Below are 18,226 nucleotides of genomic sequence, written 5' to 3'. Positions count from 1 at the left end.
GAGCTCCCGCGCGAATCAGATCGACGGAATGAGCAGGGAGACACCGGGCAGGCCGCCGCGGGTAAGCCGGCTGATGCGGTCGGCCTCGAAGAGTGCGTCCTGGGCGATGAGCGAGGCTCCCGTAATCCCGGCGATGTGGCCGAGCCGGGATTTCTCCACCACCAGCCCCTGCAGGGCGAAGTCCCGGGCGCCGGCGAAGATAGCGTCGCGGATGGCGCCGAGGAAGGGCTCGCCGGCCTGGGCGAGGTTGCCGCCGACCACCACGGCCTGCGGGTTGAGCAGGCCCACCACGTGCGCCAGGCTCTGCCCGATGGCGGTACCGGTCTCGCTGAGCAGCCGCAGCACCTCGGGGTCGCCCTGGTTGGCGAGGCCGACGATGTCGTTGCTGGTGCGCACGCGGTAGCCCCGGCGCTGCAGTTCGCGGCGGATCACCGCGCCGCTGGCGATCGTCTCAAGCCGTTCGGTGCGGGCTCCGCCGGAGCGCACCGGGCTGAGATCGCCCGCGCCTCCCCGGGAGCCGTGGTAGATCGAGCCGTCGAGCACAAACGCCAGACCGACCCCGATGCCGGCCTTGAGCACCGCGACGTCCCGGTATTCGCTCCAGCCCCGCCGCGCCTCGGCGAGCGCCATGATGTTCACGTCCCGGTCAACGGCGAAGACGGCATTGTCGAAGCGGCCGGCGAAATAGTCCTTCACCAAGACGCCGTCCCACTGCGCGTCCACCTGCGGGGTGGCGAGTCGCCCGGTCACAAAATCGACCGGGCCGGGCACGCCCACGCCGATCCCCACCACGTCGGCGCGGGTCTTGCCGAGCCGATCGAGCATGTGATCGAAGACCTGGCCGGCCCATTCGAAGATCTCGGCCGGCCCCTCGCTCAGCCCGATGTCGGCTTCATCCTCGCTGAGGATGGTGGAGACCAGGTCGGTGATGGCCAGGCGGGTGTGTGACCCGCCAATGTCCACGGCGAGCAGCAGGCCGGCGTGCGGATTGACCGCGAACTCCTCGGGCGGGCGGCCGCCGCGGGAATCGAGTTGCCCCACACTCACCACGATCGACGCGAGCAGCAGTTCGTCCAGACGCCGCGCCAGGGTGATCCGCGACCAGCCGAGCTGGTCGATGAGGTCGCTGCGGGTGGTGGCGAGGCCGGATCGGATCAGGCCGAGCACCACGCCCGAGCCCGTGGATAGAGTGTGCGCCATCGAATCCTTACCCTCCGACGCATCCGCGGGCGCACTGCACACCCGCCGGATCCGTTATTGACTTAAGTACATTTGTATACCAAAGTGTCTCCCATGGCTAGCGAATCAACGAATCCCACGTCAACGACGACGCAGACCGAGCTCGACACCCGTGCTGTCGCGAGTGCCCAAGCCCTGGCCGCCCACATAGTGCAGGCCAAAGGACATGGACACGGCGGCACCGCCATGGCATTGGCGCCATTGTCCCACGTGTTGTTCGCCCGAGTTCTGCGTCACTCCCCCGCCCACCCCGACTGGCCCGCCCGCGACCGCTTCGTTCTTTCCGCCGGTCACGCCAGCCTTTTGCTGTACACCCAACTGTTCTTCACCGGTTACGGCCTCACCCTCGACGACCTCGCCAAGAGCCGCACCCTCGGCTCCAAGACGCCCGGACACCCCGAGGTGCACCACACCGTCGGCGTGGAGATGAGCACCGGCCCGCTCGGTCAGGGCGTCGCCTCCGCGGTGGGGATGGCCATGGCCGCCAGGCACGAGAGCGCCGTGTTCACCCCCGGCTCCAACCTGCTCGACCACACCACCTGGGTGCTGGCGGGCGACGGATGCCTGCAGGAGGGAGTGTCCGGTGAGGCGTCCAGCCTGGCCGGCACGCTCGGCCTCGACAACCTGGTGCTGATCTGGGACGACAACGGCATCACCATCGACTCCGGCACCTCCGAAACCTTCTCCGAAGACGTGCGCGGCCGGTACCGGGCCTACGGATGGCGCGTGCTCGAGATCGACACCTCCAACGACCTTGACGCCCTCGAGGTCACCCTGCGCTCTGCGGCGGAGCGCACCGGCCGCCCCACCCTCGTGGCCCTACGCACCGTCATCGGCGCCCCCTCCGCGAAGTTCGGTGGCACGTCGGCCGCGCACTCGGGCGGCTTCGGCGCCGACGAGCTCGCAACCGTGAAGACCACGCTCGGCTTCGCACCCGACGCTCCCCTCGACGACCTCGTCGCCCCCGAGATCCTCGAACACACCCGCGGGGCGCTCACCCGCGGCGAGCAGCTGCACCGCGACTGGGAGGCCGACTTGGCCGCCTGGAGCACCGGCAACCCCGCAGCCGTGGCACGGTGGAACGCCTTCCATGGTGGTGAATTCGACAGCTCCGCCCTCAACACCCTGAACGTCGGCAGCCCCGGCGACATGATCGCCACCCGCAAGACCAACGGCGCCGTGCTCCGCGCCCTGCAGGGCACCGCACCCCTGTGGGGCGGCTCCGCCGACCTCGCCGGCTCCACCACCGTCGAGGTCGACGGGGCCCGTTTCTCCGCCGCGAACCCCGGCGGCGAGTTCATCCGGTTCGGCATCCGCGAACACGCCATGGCCGCCATCCTCAACGGCATCGCGCTGCAGGGTCCGTGGCGCCCGTTCGCCTCCACCTACCTGGTCTTCAGCGACTACATGCGCCCGAGCATCCGCCTCGGCGCCCTGATGGGCCTCGGCGCGGTGTACGTCTACACCCACGACTCCGTCGCCGTCGGCGAAGACGGCCCCACCCACCAGCCCGTCGAGCAGATCGCGTCGCTCCGCACCGTTCCGGGCCTCGATGTGGTGCGCCCCGCCGACTCCGTGGAGGTGGTCGCCGCCTGGCGCCGCATCCTCGCCTCTCCCGACCGGCCTGTCGCGCTCATCCTCAGCCGGCAGGACCTGCCCGTGCTGGCGCACACCGAGTTCACGCCCGCCGGGGTGACGGCCGGCGGCTACGTGCGCTGGCAGCACGGCGACGGCAGCGACCTGGCGATCCTCGCCACCGGCAGCGAGGTGCATCTCGCCATCGACGCCGCCACCCAGCTCGCCGAGCAGGGCATCTCCGCCCGGGTGGTCTCCATGCCCTGCGTCGAGTGGTTTGCCGAACAGACCGCCGAGTACCGCGAGTCAGTGCTGCCCGCGACCCTCCGCGCCCGCGTGGCCGTAGAGGCGGGCCGCGGCCACGCCTGGTACCGGTGGGTGGGACTCGACGGATGCGTGGTGTCGGTTGAAGAGTTCGGCGAGTCGGGTAGCGGCCCCGAGGTACTCCGTCGCCGCGGCATCCACCTCGATGCGGTCATCGCCGCCGCGCACGTCACCCTCGCCGGCAACCCCGCCACGCCGCAAGGCACCCCCGAACCCCTCACCAACCACGGACGCACCTCATGACCTCTCTCTCCCCCGACGCCGCAAGCGTCGCCTGTCAGATCGACCACACCCTGCTCAAGCCCGAGGCCACCGCCGCAGACGTGACGGCCCTGATCGCCGAGGCCATCGAGCTCGGCACCTACTCCGTCTGTGTCTCACCGTCGATGCTGCCGCTCACGATCCCCGCCGGCGCCGACCTCAAGGTCGCGGTCGTCTGCGGCTTCCCCAGCGGCAAGCATCACAGCGCCGTCAAGGCCGCCGAGGCCGCGCTCGCCATCGAGCAGGGCGCCGACGAGATTGACATGGTCATCGACATCGGTGCCGCGGAGGCCGGCCGCTTCGGCGACGTGCAGGCCGATATCTCCGCCGTGCGCGCGAGCATCCCGGCACCGAAACTGCTCAAGGTCATCATCGAATCTGCAGCGTTGACGGATGCCGAGATCGTCGCCGTGTGCCTGGCTGCCGTGGCCGCGGGCGCCGACTTCGTTAAGACATCCACCGGCTTCCACCCCGCCGGCGGGGCGACCGAGCACGCCGTGCGCCTGATGAAAAGAACCGTGGGCGACCAAGCCCAGGTGAAGGCATCGGGCGGCGTGCGCAGCTTCGACGATGCCCTCGCCATGATCGCCGCGGGCGCGAGTCGCCTCGGCGTCTCCGGCAGCGCCTCACTACTCAGCGGCGCCACACCCGCCGTCCCGACCGGCGCCTACTAGCTAGACATCATCCAGGACGCCACAGCTGCGATGAGAAACCCACCGACCTTGAGCAGGAACAGAGCTCGGCCATGGGCGTTCTCGCTGGCACAAGCGTGTCCTTTGCGAAATCGTTACCGTCGCCGAAGCCTGGCTCACCCAACCGAGACGTCAATGAGCACCTTGCCGACCGCGCCGCTCTCGACCAGCGCGTGGGCATCCGCAGTGTGCGCGAGGTCGAAGCGGTGGAGCGTCAGCCCCGCCTCCTCCCCCACGGCTAGGGCGCCGTCGGCGAGCGCGGCGTTGATGTCCTCGGCCGCCGCCCGAATCACGTCGGCACCCACCGTGTAGAGCAGCACGAACTGGTAGCGCACGTTGAGGCCGAAGTGCCGGCGCACGTCGAGAGTTACCTGGTCGCCGCCGTTGTTGGCGTAGACCGCGATCGACCCGCGGTTGCGGATGACGGCCAGGTCGAGCCGCGCATTCTGGGCCGGCGCGACCTCGACGATCAGGTCCACCCCCTCCGGTGCGATCGCCCGGATCTGCTCCACGATGTTCGGGTCGGTGTAGGTGAGCACGTGCTGCGCGCCGGCGGCCGTGGCGAGCGCCGCTTTCGCCGGCCCGCTCACGGTCGTGACAATGGATGCCCCCGCCCACCGGGCCAGTTGGATCGCCGCGTGCCCGACCGCACCTGCCCCGCCGGCCACCAGCACCACCTTGCCAGCCAGGGCGCCCGGGTGTAGCCGCCGCGGTCCGTCTTCGGCCACCGTCAGCGCGCGATACGCCGTGATCGCCGGCACCCCGAGGCTCGCCCCTTGGTCGAAGCTCGCATTCGCGGGGAGCGGGACGACGCGCTCGGCGGGAAGCACGGCGTGCTCCTGGGCCGTGCCGCTGTGCGCGCGCTGGTAGGCGGCGAGTGCCAGCCACACCCGGTCGCCCACGCTGACGTGCTGTACTCCGGCGCCGACCGCCTCCACGATGCCGGCGCCGTCCTGCCCGGGCACTACGTCGTTAAACGCGAGCGCCTCGCCCGGTGCCGAGCCGCGGCGCGACTTCCAATCGGTGGGGTTCACACCGCTGACCACGATCCGCACCCGCACCTCGCCGGCTCCGGGTTCGGTCACCGGCCGCTCGACGAGCTGAAGCACGGACGGGTCACCGGTCTGGTTGTACACAATGGACTTCATGTCAAGGAGAACACGAACACCACCCGAAAGTTTCCCGACCTGTCGTCTACCCCATGGAAACCGGTCCCTGAATGGCTGCCACCGAAGCCGCAAAGTACTCGTAGAGGCTCGACTCGATTGGGCTCGCCAGGCCAAGCGTCATGGAGACAACGTCAGGCCCAGTCTCTCCTGACATTTTCGTCTGGCGAGCATCCTGAGACTTGGCTCTGCCGAGATAGTAGAAGTCAGTGCCCTCTGCATCGTCTTTCTTTGCGAACACGTGCAGCGGGAGCTGATTCTCAACAATGGCTTTCACCTCACCACTCGCGAGTGTTCGTCTACTCCGGGTGTACCAGGTCAGGGTTGACGGGTTGAGGAACTCATCCTCATACTTCGTGCTCTCGGACACGTCGGGACCCTTGTGATAGGTCACGAAAATTGGGCAACTGTTCGAGAAATAGTCGACCTTGTATCCATAGATGGTGCTCTGCTGGTTTGACTGCCAATTGAGCAAACGGCAGACGTCTTTGCGAGAGTAGCGCTGCCCCACTTCCAGCTCCCCGCTCCACTTGTATCGGTGGCGCGCAAGATACAGTCCCGTGTCAACGACATCGCGAACGTGCATTTGGAAGACCGGATCTGCACCCCATGCCATCGCGAATTTCTCGCTGAGGCGGTATGCGCCGTCGTCAAGGGAGACGACCGGGACGGCACCGTATTTCGCAGCTTCCGCTTTGGTGAAGAAAGTCAGGCTGAGCACCGCCAGGACGGAATTGAGAGTCGCCTGATCGTTGTCCAGCCCGCTCACCCCGAGCGCAGTTTGATAGTCCTCGACCGTCACTCCAACAGGATGCAACAGCAGCTTGTCGAGAAGCAGTAGCTCATGGGGCCGCTTTCCATTGAGCAGTTCTACGGAGAGGAAGGTCAGGACAGCATCTTCGAAGGCTCCGGCCGGGGCATCCGTTGCCCCAACCTTGTCAAGAAACCTCCAGTAATTCTTCTGCTTGGTCGCAATGACCGTCGGGTCGACGGTGTCGAAGCGCGCGAAATCCATGAGGAGCGGCGACCGACCAAGGCGGTTCTTGAGGTCGACGAAGGCTTTTTTCAGGTTTGACATGCTGTCGAGAGTTGTGGTCGCGAGGGAAGCAAAGATCTTCTCTCTTGAGATCGCGTCAAAATTGACGCTTGAGAGGCCGGCTATTGCTCCAGCTTCTTGAGCATCGATGATCTTCTTGCGAATCGAATCCTTGTTGAGGGTGCTATCGCCGAAAAGCGCGATGGGGATCAGGTAGTTGTTGTCGTAGTTGCCAATGAAGTCGATCACCACGAGGTGGTCTTTGCCAGCAGCCTTGCGCAGTCCACGGCCCAACTGCTGCGTGAAGACGATGCTCGACAACGTCTGACGGAGCATGACAACTTGATTGACAGACGGGATGTCGATGCCTTCGTTGAAGATATCGACAGTCGCGATGTAGTCAAGTTCACCGCGCTCCAACATCTGCACCGCCAGCTCGCGCTCCTCGACCGAGTGTTTTCCGCTCAACGCGAGTGTTCGAAGTCGTTGCCCGTGGACGTCCCGCTGATTAAGAATTTGAGAGAGCTCAGCCGCTTCGGCGTTCTTGCTGCAGAAGATCAACCCTTTGACAGGCACGCCGGCGTGGCCATATGTTTCGATGGTCGACACGAGATGGTCCACGCGTTCAGAAGCGACCAATCGGCTGAGATCCGCCACTTGATCGATGACTTCGCCGTCTGCTTTCACGTAGTCAGTAACCCCGTAGTAGTGGAACGGCGCCAACATGTCAGCCTCGAGCGCCTTCTGCAACCGGATTTCGTAGGGCACGTTGAAGTCAAACAGCTCAAACACGTTGAACTCATCTGTGCGCTCCGGAGTTGCTGTCATCCCGAGAAGGAAGGCCGGCTCAAGGTAATCGATCAGCGTGCGATAGCTCGCGGCGCCTGCGCGATGAACCTCGTCTATCAGAACGTAGTCAAAGGCATCAGGCTCAATCTCGCGAAGGTTCTCCGGCCGAGAAAGTGATTGGATCGATGCGAACACATAGCGACGATCGAGCTCTTTCTTCGATCCGACAAATTTGCCGAAGTCGCTGGCCGGGGCACTAAGCACGCGCTTGAATTCATCGATCGCGCGGTCCAGAATCTGCTCCCGGTGGACGACAAACAACATCCGTTTTGGCGCGTACGCCCGCACGTCGAGCGCGGAGAGGATGGTCTTTCCGGTCCCTGTCGCCGAAATGACGACTGCACGGCTCTCCCCGGCGTCCCGCAAAGCTTGAATCTCGGAGAGTGCCTCAACCTGCATTGAATTTGGGACAATTAGTCCCATTGGCAGCGCATCACCGGTCGACTCAACCCAGGTGGATCCTTGAAGAGGGGGTGGCTGCGGAGCCCAGGTCAGCGCGTATTCATCGATCCATCTACGCGTCAAGGGGGTCGAAGCATCCAGATGCGCCTGCACCGCGCACTTCAGCTGCTGCACGATGTCGCCATCGGGCAAAGCCGAAAAGCGCAAATTCCATTCCTGGTTTTTCAGCAGCGCCGAGGCGGTCAAGTTCGAGCTGCCGACGATCGCTGTGGTGCTCGACTCCTGCTCGAATATGTACCCTTTCGCGTGGAACCCAGCAGCGGAGTCTGGATAGACGAAGACATCGACGCCATCGAGGTTAAGGAGTTCACGGAACGCGGCAGGTGAGTTGAATCCGAGATAGGTGGAGGTGATGATCGTGCCCGTTCCTCGGTAGTCGAGGAGTGACTGTTTGAGCAGGGCGACCGCGCTCGGTGCGATGAATGCGACCGAGAACACGAAGTTGCGCGACCGCTTGAGCTCATCAAGGATCGTTTTGAGCATTGTCTGGCCATTGGCGTTCGATACAAGAGCGGGATGAAAGACCTGGTCAGCTATGACGTGTGAATCTAGGAAGCCAAAAGCATTGTCGAGCGTTAGTTGACTGCGAGTCTCACTCAAACCAGGAAGTCCTTCATCACGCGCTCGACTGCGGGGATGTCGGCAGGGGCCCATTCGAGCTGATCAAGCTCGGAGGCTTGCACCCACCGCAGCTCCGAGTGCTCCGTCAGGCGGGGTTCATCACCGATGAGCGAGCAGTAGTAGGTCGTGAGGATGACGATGCCGAAGTCGTACTCGTGCTCTGTGGTTTCGATATGCTTGCCGATTTCTGCGGTGCAGAGCAGCTCTTCTTCGAGTTCGCGGAGCAACGCCTGTTGCGGTGACTCGTTTGACTCGATCTTGCCTCCGGGGAATTCCCACATGCCGGGCAATGACATTGTCGAGCTCCGCTGTGCCGCGAGGATTGTTTTCCCTCTTGTGAGGACCGCACCGACCACATTGATCCTTTTCTTCAAGTGTGTTCTCCGTTGCTTGACCGTCGATCCGTATGGCCAGCTTAGCCAGCGGTGGCGAGCCGAAACCCGCCCCGGTTGGGGATGGGGAACGCCGCACAGAACGATCCCGAGAGATCGAGGGAGGCGCGCTTGCGTCGCCGATGGGGGAACTATCAGTTGGCAGATTCACGCGGCCACTTGGCCGGGCCGCTGGCCATGGTGCTCAGCGCGCATGAGAGCGGCGAGGTGCAGGTGTCGCGGCGGCCTATCGTTTCGCGCTGTCCGTTCTCTGCCCGGGCGCATTCGACAAGTGCTCCGATTGCAGTCGGGAACCGTTAGGAGTTCGCGGGGTCGGGGAATCGCTGCCGTCCGATCCATCATCACTTGTCGCAAGCGATCCCATCGCCATCGCGATCGAGGTCATATTCATCCGTGCCTACGACTCGGAGGGGCCCATCAACATACGCGGGGCCGTTGCCGCTTCCTCCAGCGCAGTCCACGTCGCTTGCAATCGGAACGCAGACGTCTGCGTAGTTCGAATTGCAATCACTCTGCGCAGCAGGTGGAGGCGGAGGCGGTGCCGGCTGCCTGGAACCAACTGAAGTGACCTGCGCGATTGGTAGAAGTGTTACCACTTCGCGACTCAGAGTCCGAGAAATTTCAACGCCATCAACGTACTTAGCCAGGTAGATCATAGTGACCTCGCCATTTTGGCCAGTGGTCGTCACTACCGTCGTGCCAACGTCGCTAGTGCTGTCGTCGACGGATGTTAACTCAAATGGGATTTCGGCAACCTCCTTAACCTCCGCTTCTGTCTCTACCCGGGTTGGAGTCGGACTGGGAGTCGTTTTGTGCTCTAGCCTCACGGATCCGGAGGCGGCCGGTGGCACACCCGTGGTGGTTGCAGAGGTTGGGTGAGTCGCCGCATTGGCTGCAGTTCCTATGAGCAGAACGATGACGCCGGCCACCAGCACGGCCTGGCCACTTGATCGAGAGCCTAGGCGAAAGAACTTGGCGGATCCATGTGCAATCGCAATGGCCCCAGCGATGCAACCGAGTAGCCCGATTGCGGTAACAATCGACCAAAATACACCGCCAAAAATTGCCACCAACGCCAATCCCAGGCCAACGCCGCCAACCCACCACCATTTGGTGGCAATCCGGCCTTCGTCTGTCCTCAGCGGGTCAAAATGTTTCGCGAGTGCGCTGCTCGCACTCATGCAGAGGCCATGTAGCAGGTGGCAGCAGTTCGATCCGCGGACGATAGATTCATGGCGTAAACAAGCACCTTGCCCCCCTGGCTAATTGCAGCATTTGATGTGAGGTTATCACTACATAAATCTAGATGCGCCCCCCATTCGGGCCAGGGGAACCCGCGATACTGGGCCCGCGCTCGAGCCTCTAGGGCGGATGCCCCGTGGCAAGCTCAAGTGTGCGTAGAATTGCGCTCAACTCGAACTCGAGATCGTTGTCCCCTTGCACCGCGGATACCGTCGACACCCCAGGAACGCGCCACGCTTGCTGGTGTGTTCGACCATGAACGCGCGACCGCACCTTGGACACACGATCGATGGAAGTACCTCTCCAATGGCGTTGGTACGCACGATGCCGTGGTCCCGAACTAGTTCCATCAAGAACGGAGACTCTCGGTTCTTCACGGTCACCAGGAGCACGCCTCGCCTGGCGCGGGTCATGGCCACATAGAACAGTCGCCGCTCTTCGGCCCGCTTGAATTCTTCTGCGGCGGCCATCGCCATACGCAGCACCGGGTCGTTTGGGATGGTACTCGGAAAGCCCCACTTGCCAGAGACCATGCACGGGATCACGATGTAGTCCGCTTCCGCGCCTTTGGAGGCGTGCATGGTCGAGAACCGCACGTCCAGGGTTGCCGCAAAGTCCCGGCAGTCCGGTAGGTAGTCGCTCTGGTGCCGATAGCGGCCAAGCACCAACACGGTGAGCTTGCGGCCCTGGGCCTCTGGAATGGCGCCGCTCAGAACGTGCATGTGCAGCACCTTCAGCCGGTGGCGGATCGCAGGCTTCACGGCGGCATCGGTGTCGACGGAGACGGCGCCGATCGTCGGCGGGAAATCCGCGGTCGAGGACACGACCCGCTTGACCAGCTGGCTGGGGTTCTGCAGCACGAACCGACTGGAGACATCCGCTATCGATTGCGGAAAACGGAACGTGCGCTCCAGCCGCAGCACCTCACTCGGCCCGAACAGGTGCTCGAATCGGTCATCACCGACAGGTCAGCGCCCGCGAACCGGTTGATGCTCTGCCAGTCGTCACCAACGGCGAACAGGTGACGCCCTGGCTGGGCCACGAGGGCGCGGGCGAACCGGGCCCGCGCGTGGCTGGCGTCCCGGATGCCGCCCGCCGGTTCGGGATGCCGCGGAAGCGAAAGCGACGGTCTGGATGCTCCAGCTCGAGGTGTGCCCAGACGCGGCCCGGGGTCACCGTCAGCCCGCCGAACGAGCCAATTTTGCGCGTGACAGGCTCCCCGTCGACGGTGACGATGAGGTCGGGCCCGGTCAGCGTCAGCCGCCAATCACGGGCCTTCGTGACGTGCTTGCCGAGGGCTGATGGGTGCCAGGTCTGCGCTGGGTTGGGGGTACTCACTGACGCGACATCTGGGTGAGGTAAAAGATCTAGGCCTCGGCCCTACCTGAGCAGCTTCACCGATCGAGCCACGAAGCCGATCAACGCCAGCACGATCGAGATGGTGAGCAGATACGTGGCCACCGTGGCCATGCTGGTCAGTGTCGGCGCAGTCACTGTTGGATTGCCTGTTCCGAACTTCCACAGGAGGTATCCGCCACCGGCAAGCACGGCAGAGAAGAAGAGGGCAAGCACAAACAGCTTGGGGCCGCGGCCGCGCAGAAGCTGCACGATGCCATCCAGAATGAACGAGGCCACAAAGGGCAGGCCAACCGTGCCAATCAGAATCCCGAAGTAAGCCACAACCAGCGCACCGATGTCGACAAGCAATTCTTCTGAAGTCACGTTTTACTCCCCCAATTGCGCGCCTACTCCGCGCCTTCAAGCTTAAGCGGGCCCGCTCTGCAGAAATTGCCATCGATCTGCTTCTTTGTCCCCAATTGGGGTGTCGCCGAAGTGAGGGTGCCCCTCGGTCATACCTAGGCTTCAGGCATGACCCGACGGAAGTCTGACCCAGCATTTCGTGACGACCAGATGCGCCGAATCCACGAGCCTCAGGTGCGAGCCATCAACGCACTCTGCGATCAACTCATGCTTGAGCTGCCCGGGTTCTCTGTGCCGGACATCGCGCCCCACTATGGCGCCGCCACGGACGTCATCCCTTGACATTGACCGCCCCGATCCTGGACCTGTATCTGACTCCTGGGCGACGATGTTAGAGGTGAACGTCATCTGTACACAGCGTTTCGGGCTTGAGTTTTGCGCTACTCCCGCTTGATAGGCGATTGTCACAGCTGCCACGAGGCACGCTGCTCCGGCAACTCCACCGAGTGGGGGCGGGAGGCATAGGCACCCGGATCTTCTGCCGTGCGCGCGGCGCGGAACCTACGCCCTGAGTTCCTCGAGGATCCTCTCCAAAGTCGTGCCCAGCAGCCGCGCCGACGTCCCGTACTTCTCCGTGAGCCGGGCGCGCGACGCCTGCGACAGCCCGGCCTGCCGAACGGGGCGGCATTGTGCGAGATATCCGCCCTCTTAGCGATCAGCGCGAGCGGGTAGGCCTCCACCCGCGCCATCGACTCGGCGAGCGGCTCCCCCGTGCGCTTGGTGATGGCATCCACAGCCTCGACGACGTGCTCCTCGAAGCCGAGCCAGCGCAGGTAGTCGAGCTTCACCGCCGTGCCGGTCGTCGACCACCCTGAGAGTGAAGTGACGGGCTTCAGTCGGATACGGCCTTCTCTGCTCCAACGACTTGACAAGATTAACGGCCGTACGCACAATGGACGTACACAGGAGGAAACATGAACGCGAGTGCTTCAACACGCCCGTCCAAGAGCCAACGCCTAAATGTCCGGGTCACGGATCGGCAAGAAAAACTCATTCGCAAAGCAGCAGAAGCTACCGATCGAACGATGACTGATTTCATCCTGGAAAGCGCCAGCGTCGAGGCGGAAAGGATTCTCGCCGATCGTCGATGGTTTGTTGCCACTGACGCACAGTGGGCCGAATTTAATCGCCTGCTGGAACTTCCCCTCGCTTCGGAAAGCAAGCTCTCGAAGCTGGCGAATCGCGCGTCGCCTTTCGCCAACGAATCGTGACTTCACAACCACTGCCTTCGCTACCTCGAAAGCTTGAGCGCGACGACGACAGGGACTCATTCGAGTCTGGCGCGTTGGAGCTGGATGAATGGCTGCACCGCTTTGCCTTTCAGAACCAACGTGCGAATAGTGCAGTCACGTACGTCAGCTGCGTGGGAGAAAAAGTTGTTGGCTACTATGCCATCACCGTCAGCGCCATCGCTCGAGAAGACGCGCCCCTCGGGCTACAGAGATCCGCACCTAAGCAGATCCCTTGCATCCTTCTCGCCCGGCTCGCAGTCGATTCTCAGTACAAGGGTCAAGGCATCGGCGTCGCCCTCTTCCGCGATGCGCTCCGGCGCGCGGTCCAATTGAGTGAAAGCGTCGGAGCGATGGCAGTTCTCATTCACGCCCGGGATGACGAAGTTCGAGCATTCTACGAGCATCACGCCGACTGTTTCCCGTCCCCTCTCGATGACCTTCAACTCATGATCCCGATGAAACACCTGATTGCCGTTTTCGCGGGTTCCAGTTCATAACTAGCCTCAAACTTTGGAGAAGGTGCGGGAGCCGCATCCGCGAACCCCAGGTTCGCCCGATCAACCCTCTGCGATGAGCTCATTCTTGAAAAGCCAGACTTCTCAGTGCAGTACATCGCGCCGCACTACGGCGCCTCGACCGCCGTCATCCTCGCCTTGTCCTCGAACCCCGGACCGCAGGCCGGCGGAGCGAAGGGATCCGGCATGCTCTCGCGGGACAACAACGAAGGCACGGCCGCGCGGATGGGCGACGTCTATGCCGCGGTCGGCCTCACCGACGACCAGATCGTGCCGTGGAACGCCTACCCGTGGCACGTTCACGAGACGCACCCCAACGGCTTGCCGAACAATCTTCTCGACGACGGACTCGACGCGCTCAAACGCGTCCTCGACCTCCACGCCGACATCCTGGCCATCGTCGCCCACGGCGGCGACGCCCACCGGAGCGTGCGGCAGTTCATGTCAAAGAAGCGCTTCGGCGCCAGGCCCGGGACTACCTCCTGCCGCTCTTGATGGCCGGCGAGACTGAAGCAAATGTCGATGCGTACGTCTCGGCACTGCCTGTTCATCGGCAGCGGGCGCTATTGCGCGAACTGTTGTTGTTGGATTTGATTCCTGTCTCGTCCAGTTAGCCAAGACAGATGGCAGTATCCGTGACCAGGCCGACGGCATCCGCTTACCGTGCGCTCATCATCGCTCGGGGACGCCGCCAAGTTCGCTGAGCTCAGCTTCGCTCAACCCAGAGATTTCGGCTACGACTGAGGCGCGCGTTCCATCGAGCCGGGCGAGTGCCGCACGAATGCCGTCGTTGATCTCTCCCCGGTGGGCCTCGACGTAGTCGCGCACTGCGGCGTCGACGATGTCTTTCTTGCTTCGGCCTAGAAAGTGGGCGGCATCCGCCACCATTTTGTCGGTCGTGGCGTCTACTTTGATGGGGCTGACAATGGCCATGATCGTCACCTCGTTTGCTCTGTGGTTTACCTGGAGTAGCAGAGTACCAAAGTACCTTTAAGATTTCCAGGGTCTTCAGTGCATGTCGGACCTGTATGGCCGTCATCACGGTTCGTAGTCTGCCCGACGAGGTGCAGCGCCGCATCAATTTCCGCGCCGCCTCGAGCACGGCCTGGGCCGCCAGGAAGAACGAGTGAGGGATGGGTCCGCCGGGCACGAAGTCCAGTTCGCGCAGAGGAGCATGCTTCACAGCGGACAAGCGCGCGACCGGATTGCCCGACCAGCCCTGGTGCATTTCGCACGCGCCCCAGGCCCGCGGGCGTCTTTCTCACGGGCGTGACTGTGCGCCTGGAATTCGTACACCAGATAGGCGTACATTTGAGGCATGACCGCATCCTCTGCCGCGAAAACTGAGCGGCTCGCTGTGCGCATGAGTGCACGCGAGAAGAGCACCATCGAACACGCCGCCGCCGCACTGGGCCGCAGCATCAGCGAGTTCTCCGTGGCAGCGCTCACCGAGCGCGCGGAGGAGGTGCTCTCCGATCGCCGCGTGTATTCCGTCTCCCCGGCGGCCTGGAATGAATTCCAGGCACGCCTGGATGCCCCCGCGCGCCCCGTCGCCGAGCTTGTCGCGTTGTTGCGTCGGCCGTCCGTCTTCGACGAATGACGCGGTACCTGCGACCGGTCGCGCTCACGCGCGAACACGATCGGGGTTCCTTCGCCAGCGGCAATCCCACCCTCGACGCCTGGCTGCGAAACCGGGCGTTCAAGAATGAGGGATCAGGGGCCTCCCGCACTTTCGTCTCCTGCCCAGCGGAGTCGGCGCACTCCGTCGCCGGCTACTACACGCTCGCGGCGTCTTCCGTCAGCGTCGACGAGGCGCCCGTGCGGGTGCGGCGCAACATGCCCGACCCGATCCCGGTCATTCTGCTCGGCCGGCTCGCCGTCAACGAACACCATCAGGGAATCGGCCTGGGCTCGTCGTTGTTGACGGATGCCGTGCTTCGCGCAGCCGGCGCCGCCGCGTCCGTGGGCGTGCGTGCGCTGCTGGTGCACGCGATCGATGATTCAGCGGAGCGCTTCTACCGGCATTTCGGATTCCTTCCTTCCTCGCTCAGCGAGAGGACCCTGTTTCTGAGCATCGAAGACATCCGTGCGAGCGCCGCACAGCGCGATCGCAGCGCCGACGAGTAGGGCATCCGTGGCGTCGGCCAGCATCAATTCTCCTGGCGCGATCCGCGAGCGCGGGGCGACGCGAGGAAGCTACGTGCTGACGCGGGTGCCTCCGCTGGTGCTCGATGCGATCGCGGAGGCATCCGGGATGTAGCCCGGCTGGCGGCCAGCCCGTGCCGGTGTCAGGCGCTCAGGGCGTCCAGCGTCACCAGCCGCGCATCCGTCTGTTGGGCGAGCTTGCGGTCAAAGGTCCACAGCGGCTCGCGGCGCTCCGTCTGCGCCAACGCAACGAGATAGCAGTCCTCGAACGACAGTTCCGGGTGCCCGAGGTAGTCAGCAAACGCTCCCTCGAACAAGTCTGATCGCCCCTCGATCATCGGAAGACGGAGGAGTCCCATGACCGCCTCGTATTGTTCGGCACGAGTCAATTCATACGCCCGACCCAGCACGAATATCGTCTCAATCATTGCGACATCGGACACGGCGTTCGGTCCATGGTCGGTGACGAGGGACACGGCCAGTTGGTGCTGCTCTGGCACGTCGTCGAGGAGCAGGCGGAGCAGGACATTGGCGTCCAGCGAGCCCGTCACGGTCGCGACTCGGGACTCTCCAGGCGGTGCTTCTGGTAGTACGCGTCGACATCCGTCACTGGAGTCCGCCGCTTCGCGTAGCCGGAAATGCGCGCGCTGAGCTCGTCGAGATCGAGCGCTCGGGAGACCGTGAGCGATCGGCCCGACTCATCCACGGAGACCTGCAGTCGATCACCCTGTTTCAACCCGAGGGCTGCGCGCAGGGCTGCGGGCAGCGTGAACTGCCCCTTGCTGCTCAGTGTCACAATCGCCTTCATGCCTTACATTTCATCCGAGGTAAGCCCTGCTTTCAAGCAGTAAGTTGACGCTCCGGGCGGGGCCGTCGTGAGGAGTCCCCTTCTGGCTCAGGAAGCCAGTCAGCCGTAGCTGGACTCCGCTCTCGCGCGCAACTCGGCAAGGACACGTTCCGCCGACACCGGTCGCCGTCGCCTCCCGTGCATAACTCCTGCAATTTGAGCGGCCCTTCCGCCGGAACCCAGTGTTTCAGGGGCACACCCGTGAGGTGCCCCCTGATTTGCAGGAGTTATGCACGGAGGGGCCAGCGCGTCAGCTCCTGCCACGCGGATGCCTCAGCAGAGTGGTTCTGTATACCAGACACGGCGGAAAGGACAGGACATGGCCATCACGGTCTCACAGGGGCGGGCCCAGCTCACCGGCATCGGCAAGCCCGAGGCACTCAAACATCAGCTCGCGGGCTACTGGTCGCGCCGAATCACCGACGAGCATCGACTCGTCTACGCCGTCGAAGAGAATCAGCTCGTGATCATCGCGGCGCGATACCGCTACTGACCATCCTGAAAGAGGTGTCGATGGATGGCCTTCATATGGTCGTAGTCGAAACGACCAGTGATGGGGTCCTCGGCGGGCTCGACCCCTCGGAGATGGCGGAGGCATCCGGGAAGTGACGCCAGGACCGCCTCCCGGCGCAGGGTGCGGAAGCGGGCCCAGGTTGGACCGTGCGCCCGCTTCCGCTGGGTGCGCCACGAGGGTCTCGAGGCTCGACCACCGGGGATTGAGCCCGTCGAAATCACGACGCGGGGTCTCGACAGGCTCGACCACCGGGGGGGGCAGGCTCGACCACCGGGGATTGAGCCCGTCGAAATCAGGACTCGCGGTCTCGACAGGCTCGACCACCGGGGCAGGCTCGACCACCGGGGGGCAGGCTCGACCACCGGGGCAGGCTCGACCACCGAGGGCGGGCTCGGCCACCGGCTTGGGTCAGAAGCCGCCCATCGACCTGGGCGTGAGGGCCTCGATGAAGGTGGCGTTCGGGTTGGCGTGCGGGAGGGCATCCGTCACCTCGCGCAACGCCTGCTCGATCGGCACGCCCCGGTGCCTCGCCGCGTAGAGAGCGCCGACCGTGGGGGTGCGGCTGATCGCCTGCACGCAGTGCACGAGCACGGTGCGCCCCTCGGCCCGGAGCGCCGCGATCGCGTCGACGGTGTCCCAGAGTACGAAGGTGAGGTTGGGGTTGGCCCGCGGGTCGACCTCGTCGACCAGCCAGACCGCCACCCGGTTCTCCGGGCGGATGCGCGCGGGAACCTGGCTTCGGCCCACCCGGCAGAGCGAGACCACGGCGTCGATCTCGTCGGGGAGCGCATCGAGGGCGCCGACCGCGCCGAGCCAGACGCCGGGGTCGTGCGGATGCCGCACCAGGGTCGAGATGTCGCCGAAGGTGGCGTAGGGCAGGCGGTCGGCGGCCGGCCAGGTGGTGTTGGCGCGGTCGCGGCGGGGGCGCCGGTCGGGGGCCGTGGAATCGTCGTGGGCCTGGTCGGCGAGGTCGGCTCGACGGTCGGGAATCAGCGGGTCGCGACGGTCGGGGCGGGTCGGGTCACGGCGGTCGGAGGAGGTCGGGTCCCGGCGGTCGGGGGCGCCCGGAGCACGACTGTCGGGGCGGGTCGGGTCACGACGGTCGGGGGTCGCGGGGTCTCGACGAGCTCGACCACCGTCGGCTCGACCACCGTCGGCTCGAGCAGCCTCGGCTCGACCACCGTCGGCTCGAGCAGCCTCGGCTCGAGCAGCCTCGGCTCGAGCAGCCTCGGCTCGAGCAGCCTCGGCTCGAGCAGCCTCGGCCGCCGCCCCGAGGCCCGCCCGGCCGGCGAGGATGGCGACGTCGGCGAGGAGGGCGCGGCCGGCGAAGGCGGCGCGACCGGCCACGACTGT

At 64.5% G+C, this 18,226-nt stretch carries 18 protein-coding genes and 1 pseudogene; 8 read left to right on the top strand and 11 right to left on the bottom strand.

Annotation, left to right across the window (positions count from 1 at the left end; all coding sequences use genetic code 11):
• Positions 1-15 precede the first annotated feature (15 nt).
• Positions 16-1,200: an ROK family protein gene (locus tag E3T48_RS16355; protein WP_134525072.1), complete on the bottom strand. Its 1,185-nt coding sequence runs from the start codon at positions 1,198-1,200 to the stop codon at positions 16-18.
• A gap of 93 nt (positions 1,201-1,293) precedes the next feature.
• Here E3T48_RS16355 and tkt point away from each other — a divergent pair, with 93 nt between their 5' ends.
• Positions 1,294-3,381: a transketolase gene (gene tkt, locus E3T48_RS16350; RefSeq protein ID WP_134525071.1), complete on the top strand. Its 2,088-nt coding sequence runs from the start codon at positions 1,294-1,296 to the stop codon at positions 3,379-3,381.
• Complete coding sequence (gene deoC / locus E3T48_RS16345; RefSeq protein ID WP_134525070.1) at positions 3,378-4,073, top strand: deoxyribose-phosphate aldolase; 696 nt, start codon at positions 3,378-3,380, stop codon at positions 4,071-4,073. The genes tkt and deoC overlap by 4 nt, the downstream gene beginning before the upstream one ends.
• Positions 4,074-4,207: 134 nt before the next feature.
• Here deoC and E3T48_RS16340 read toward each other — a convergent pair whose 3' ends face one another.
• The 6 genes from E3T48_RS16340 to E3T48_RS16310 form a co-directional block, all read right to left on the bottom strand.
• Positions 4,208-5,239 (bottom strand): NADPH:quinone reductase, encoded by a 1,032-nt coding sequence (locus tag E3T48_RS16340; RefSeq protein ID WP_134525069.1) that lies wholly within the window; start codon positions 5,237-5,239, stop codon positions 4,208-4,210.
• Positions 5,240-5,285: 46 nt separating this feature from the next.
• Positions 5,286-8,087, bottom strand: coding sequence for a DEAD/DEAH box helicase (locus E3T48_RS16335; protein WP_241986887.1), 2,802 nt, complete (start codon positions 8,085-8,087; stop codon positions 5,286-5,288).
• Positions 8,088-8,200: 113 nt separating this feature from the next.
• Entirely contained in the window at positions 8,201-8,599 is a 399-nt protein-coding gene (locus tag E3T48_RS16330) for a (deoxy)nucleoside triphosphate pyrophosphohydrolase (RefSeq protein ID WP_134525067.1), read from the bottom strand.
• A gap of 359 nt (positions 8,600-8,958) precedes the next feature.
• Positions 8,959-9,798, bottom strand: coding sequence for a G5 domain-containing protein (locus E3T48_RS16325; protein WP_134525066.1), 840 nt, complete (start codon positions 9,796-9,798; stop codon positions 8,959-8,961).
• Positions 9,799-10,026: 228 nt separating this feature from the next.
• Positions 10,027-10,719, bottom strand: a complete 693-nt coding sequence (locus E3T48_RS16320; RefSeq protein ID WP_134525065.1) for a 3'-5' exonuclease — start codon at positions 10,717-10,719, stop codon at positions 10,027-10,029.
• Between the two features lie 520 nt (positions 10,720-11,239).
• Positions 11,240-11,581, bottom strand: a complete 342-nt coding sequence (locus tag E3T48_RS16310) for a hypothetical protein (protein ID WP_134525063.1) — start codon at positions 11,579-11,581, stop codon at positions 11,240-11,242.
• A 953-nt stretch (positions 11,582-12,534) separates the two neighbouring features.
• Here E3T48_RS16310 and E3T48_RS16305 point away from each other — a divergent pair.
• The 3 genes from E3T48_RS16305 to E3T48_RS16295 all read left to right on the top strand — a co-directional run bounded on the left by E3T48_RS16305 (position 12,535) and on the right by E3T48_RS16295 (position 13,862).
• Complete coding sequence (locus tag E3T48_RS16305) at positions 12,535-12,831, top strand: type II toxin-antitoxin system TacA family antitoxin (protein ID WP_134525062.1); 297 nt, start codon at positions 12,535-12,537, stop codon at positions 12,829-12,831.
• A complete protein-coding gene (locus tag E3T48_RS16300; RefSeq protein ID WP_134525061.1) occupies positions 12,828-13,349 on the top strand; it encodes a GNAT family N-acetyltransferase in 522 nt (173 codons plus the stop codon). The genes E3T48_RS16305 and E3T48_RS16300 overlap by 4 nt, the downstream gene beginning before the upstream one ends.
• Before the next feature lie 105 nt (positions 13,350-13,454).
• Positions 13,455-13,862, top strand: coding sequence for a uracil-DNA glycosylase family protein (locus tag E3T48_RS16295; protein ID WP_134525060.1), 408 nt, complete (start codon positions 13,455-13,457; stop codon positions 13,860-13,862).
• Between the two features lie 177 nt (positions 13,863-14,039).
• On the opposite strand, the gene E3T48_RS16290 is transcribed toward E3T48_RS16295, so the two are convergent.
• Positions 14,040-14,300, bottom strand: a complete 261-nt coding sequence (locus E3T48_RS16290; protein WP_134525059.1) for a hypothetical protein — start codon at positions 14,298-14,300, stop codon at positions 14,040-14,042.
• A 385-nt stretch (positions 14,301-14,685) separates the two neighbouring features.
• On the opposite strand from E3T48_RS16290, the gene E3T48_RS16285 reads away from it, so the two are divergent.
• Entirely contained in the window at positions 14,686-14,967 is a 282-nt protein-coding gene (locus E3T48_RS16285) for a type II toxin-antitoxin system TacA family antitoxin (protein ID WP_134525058.1), read from the top strand.
• On the top strand, positions 14,964-15,494 hold the full coding sequence (locus tag E3T48_RS16280; protein ID WP_134525057.1) for a GNAT family N-acetyltransferase: 531 nt from the start codon (positions 14,964-14,966) through the stop codon (positions 15,492-15,494). Before E3T48_RS16285 ends, E3T48_RS16280 begins: the two co-directional genes overlap by 4 nt.
• A 161-nt stretch (positions 15,495-15,655) precedes the next feature.
• Here E3T48_RS16280 and E3T48_RS16275 read toward each other — a convergent pair whose 3' ends face one another.
• Together E3T48_RS16275 and E3T48_RS16270 are read right to left on the bottom strand one after the other, a co-directional pair.
• Positions 15,656-16,063 carry a PIN domain-containing protein gene (locus E3T48_RS16275; RefSeq protein WP_166789779.1) on the bottom strand — a complete coding sequence of 136 codons (408 nt, stop codon included), beginning with the start codon at positions 16,061-16,063 and terminating at the stop codon, positions 15,656-15,658.
• Entirely contained in the window at positions 16,060-16,320 is a 261-nt protein-coding gene (locus E3T48_RS16270) for an AbrB/MazE/SpoVT family DNA-binding domain-containing protein (RefSeq protein WP_134525055.1), read from the bottom strand. Before E3T48_RS16270 ends, E3T48_RS16275 begins: the two co-directional genes overlap by 4 nt.
• Before the next feature lie 382 nt (positions 16,321-16,702).
• Between E3T48_RS16270 and E3T48_RS17370 the strand changes: the two are divergent.
• Positions 16,703-16,852: pseudogene (locus E3T48_RS17370) on the top strand (Txe/YoeB family addiction module toxin); the annotation flags it as partial.
• Between the two features lie 429 nt (positions 16,853-17,281).
• Here E3T48_RS17370 and E3T48_RS17025 read toward each other — a convergent pair.
• Positions 17,282-18,226 (bottom strand): protein-tyrosine phosphatase family protein (locus tag E3T48_RS17025; RefSeq protein ID WP_198417693.1); only part of this gene is annotated, 945 nt, incomplete at its 5' end.

This window comes from Cryobacterium fucosi, from assembly GCF_004403515.1.
Classification (GTDB): Bacteria; Actinomycetota; Actinomycetes; order Actinomycetales; family Microbacteriaceae; genus Cryobacterium; species Cryobacterium fucosi.
The sequence above is the reverse complement of the archived record's forward strand: the minus strand, read 5'-3'. Positions and strand labels throughout refer to the sequence as shown.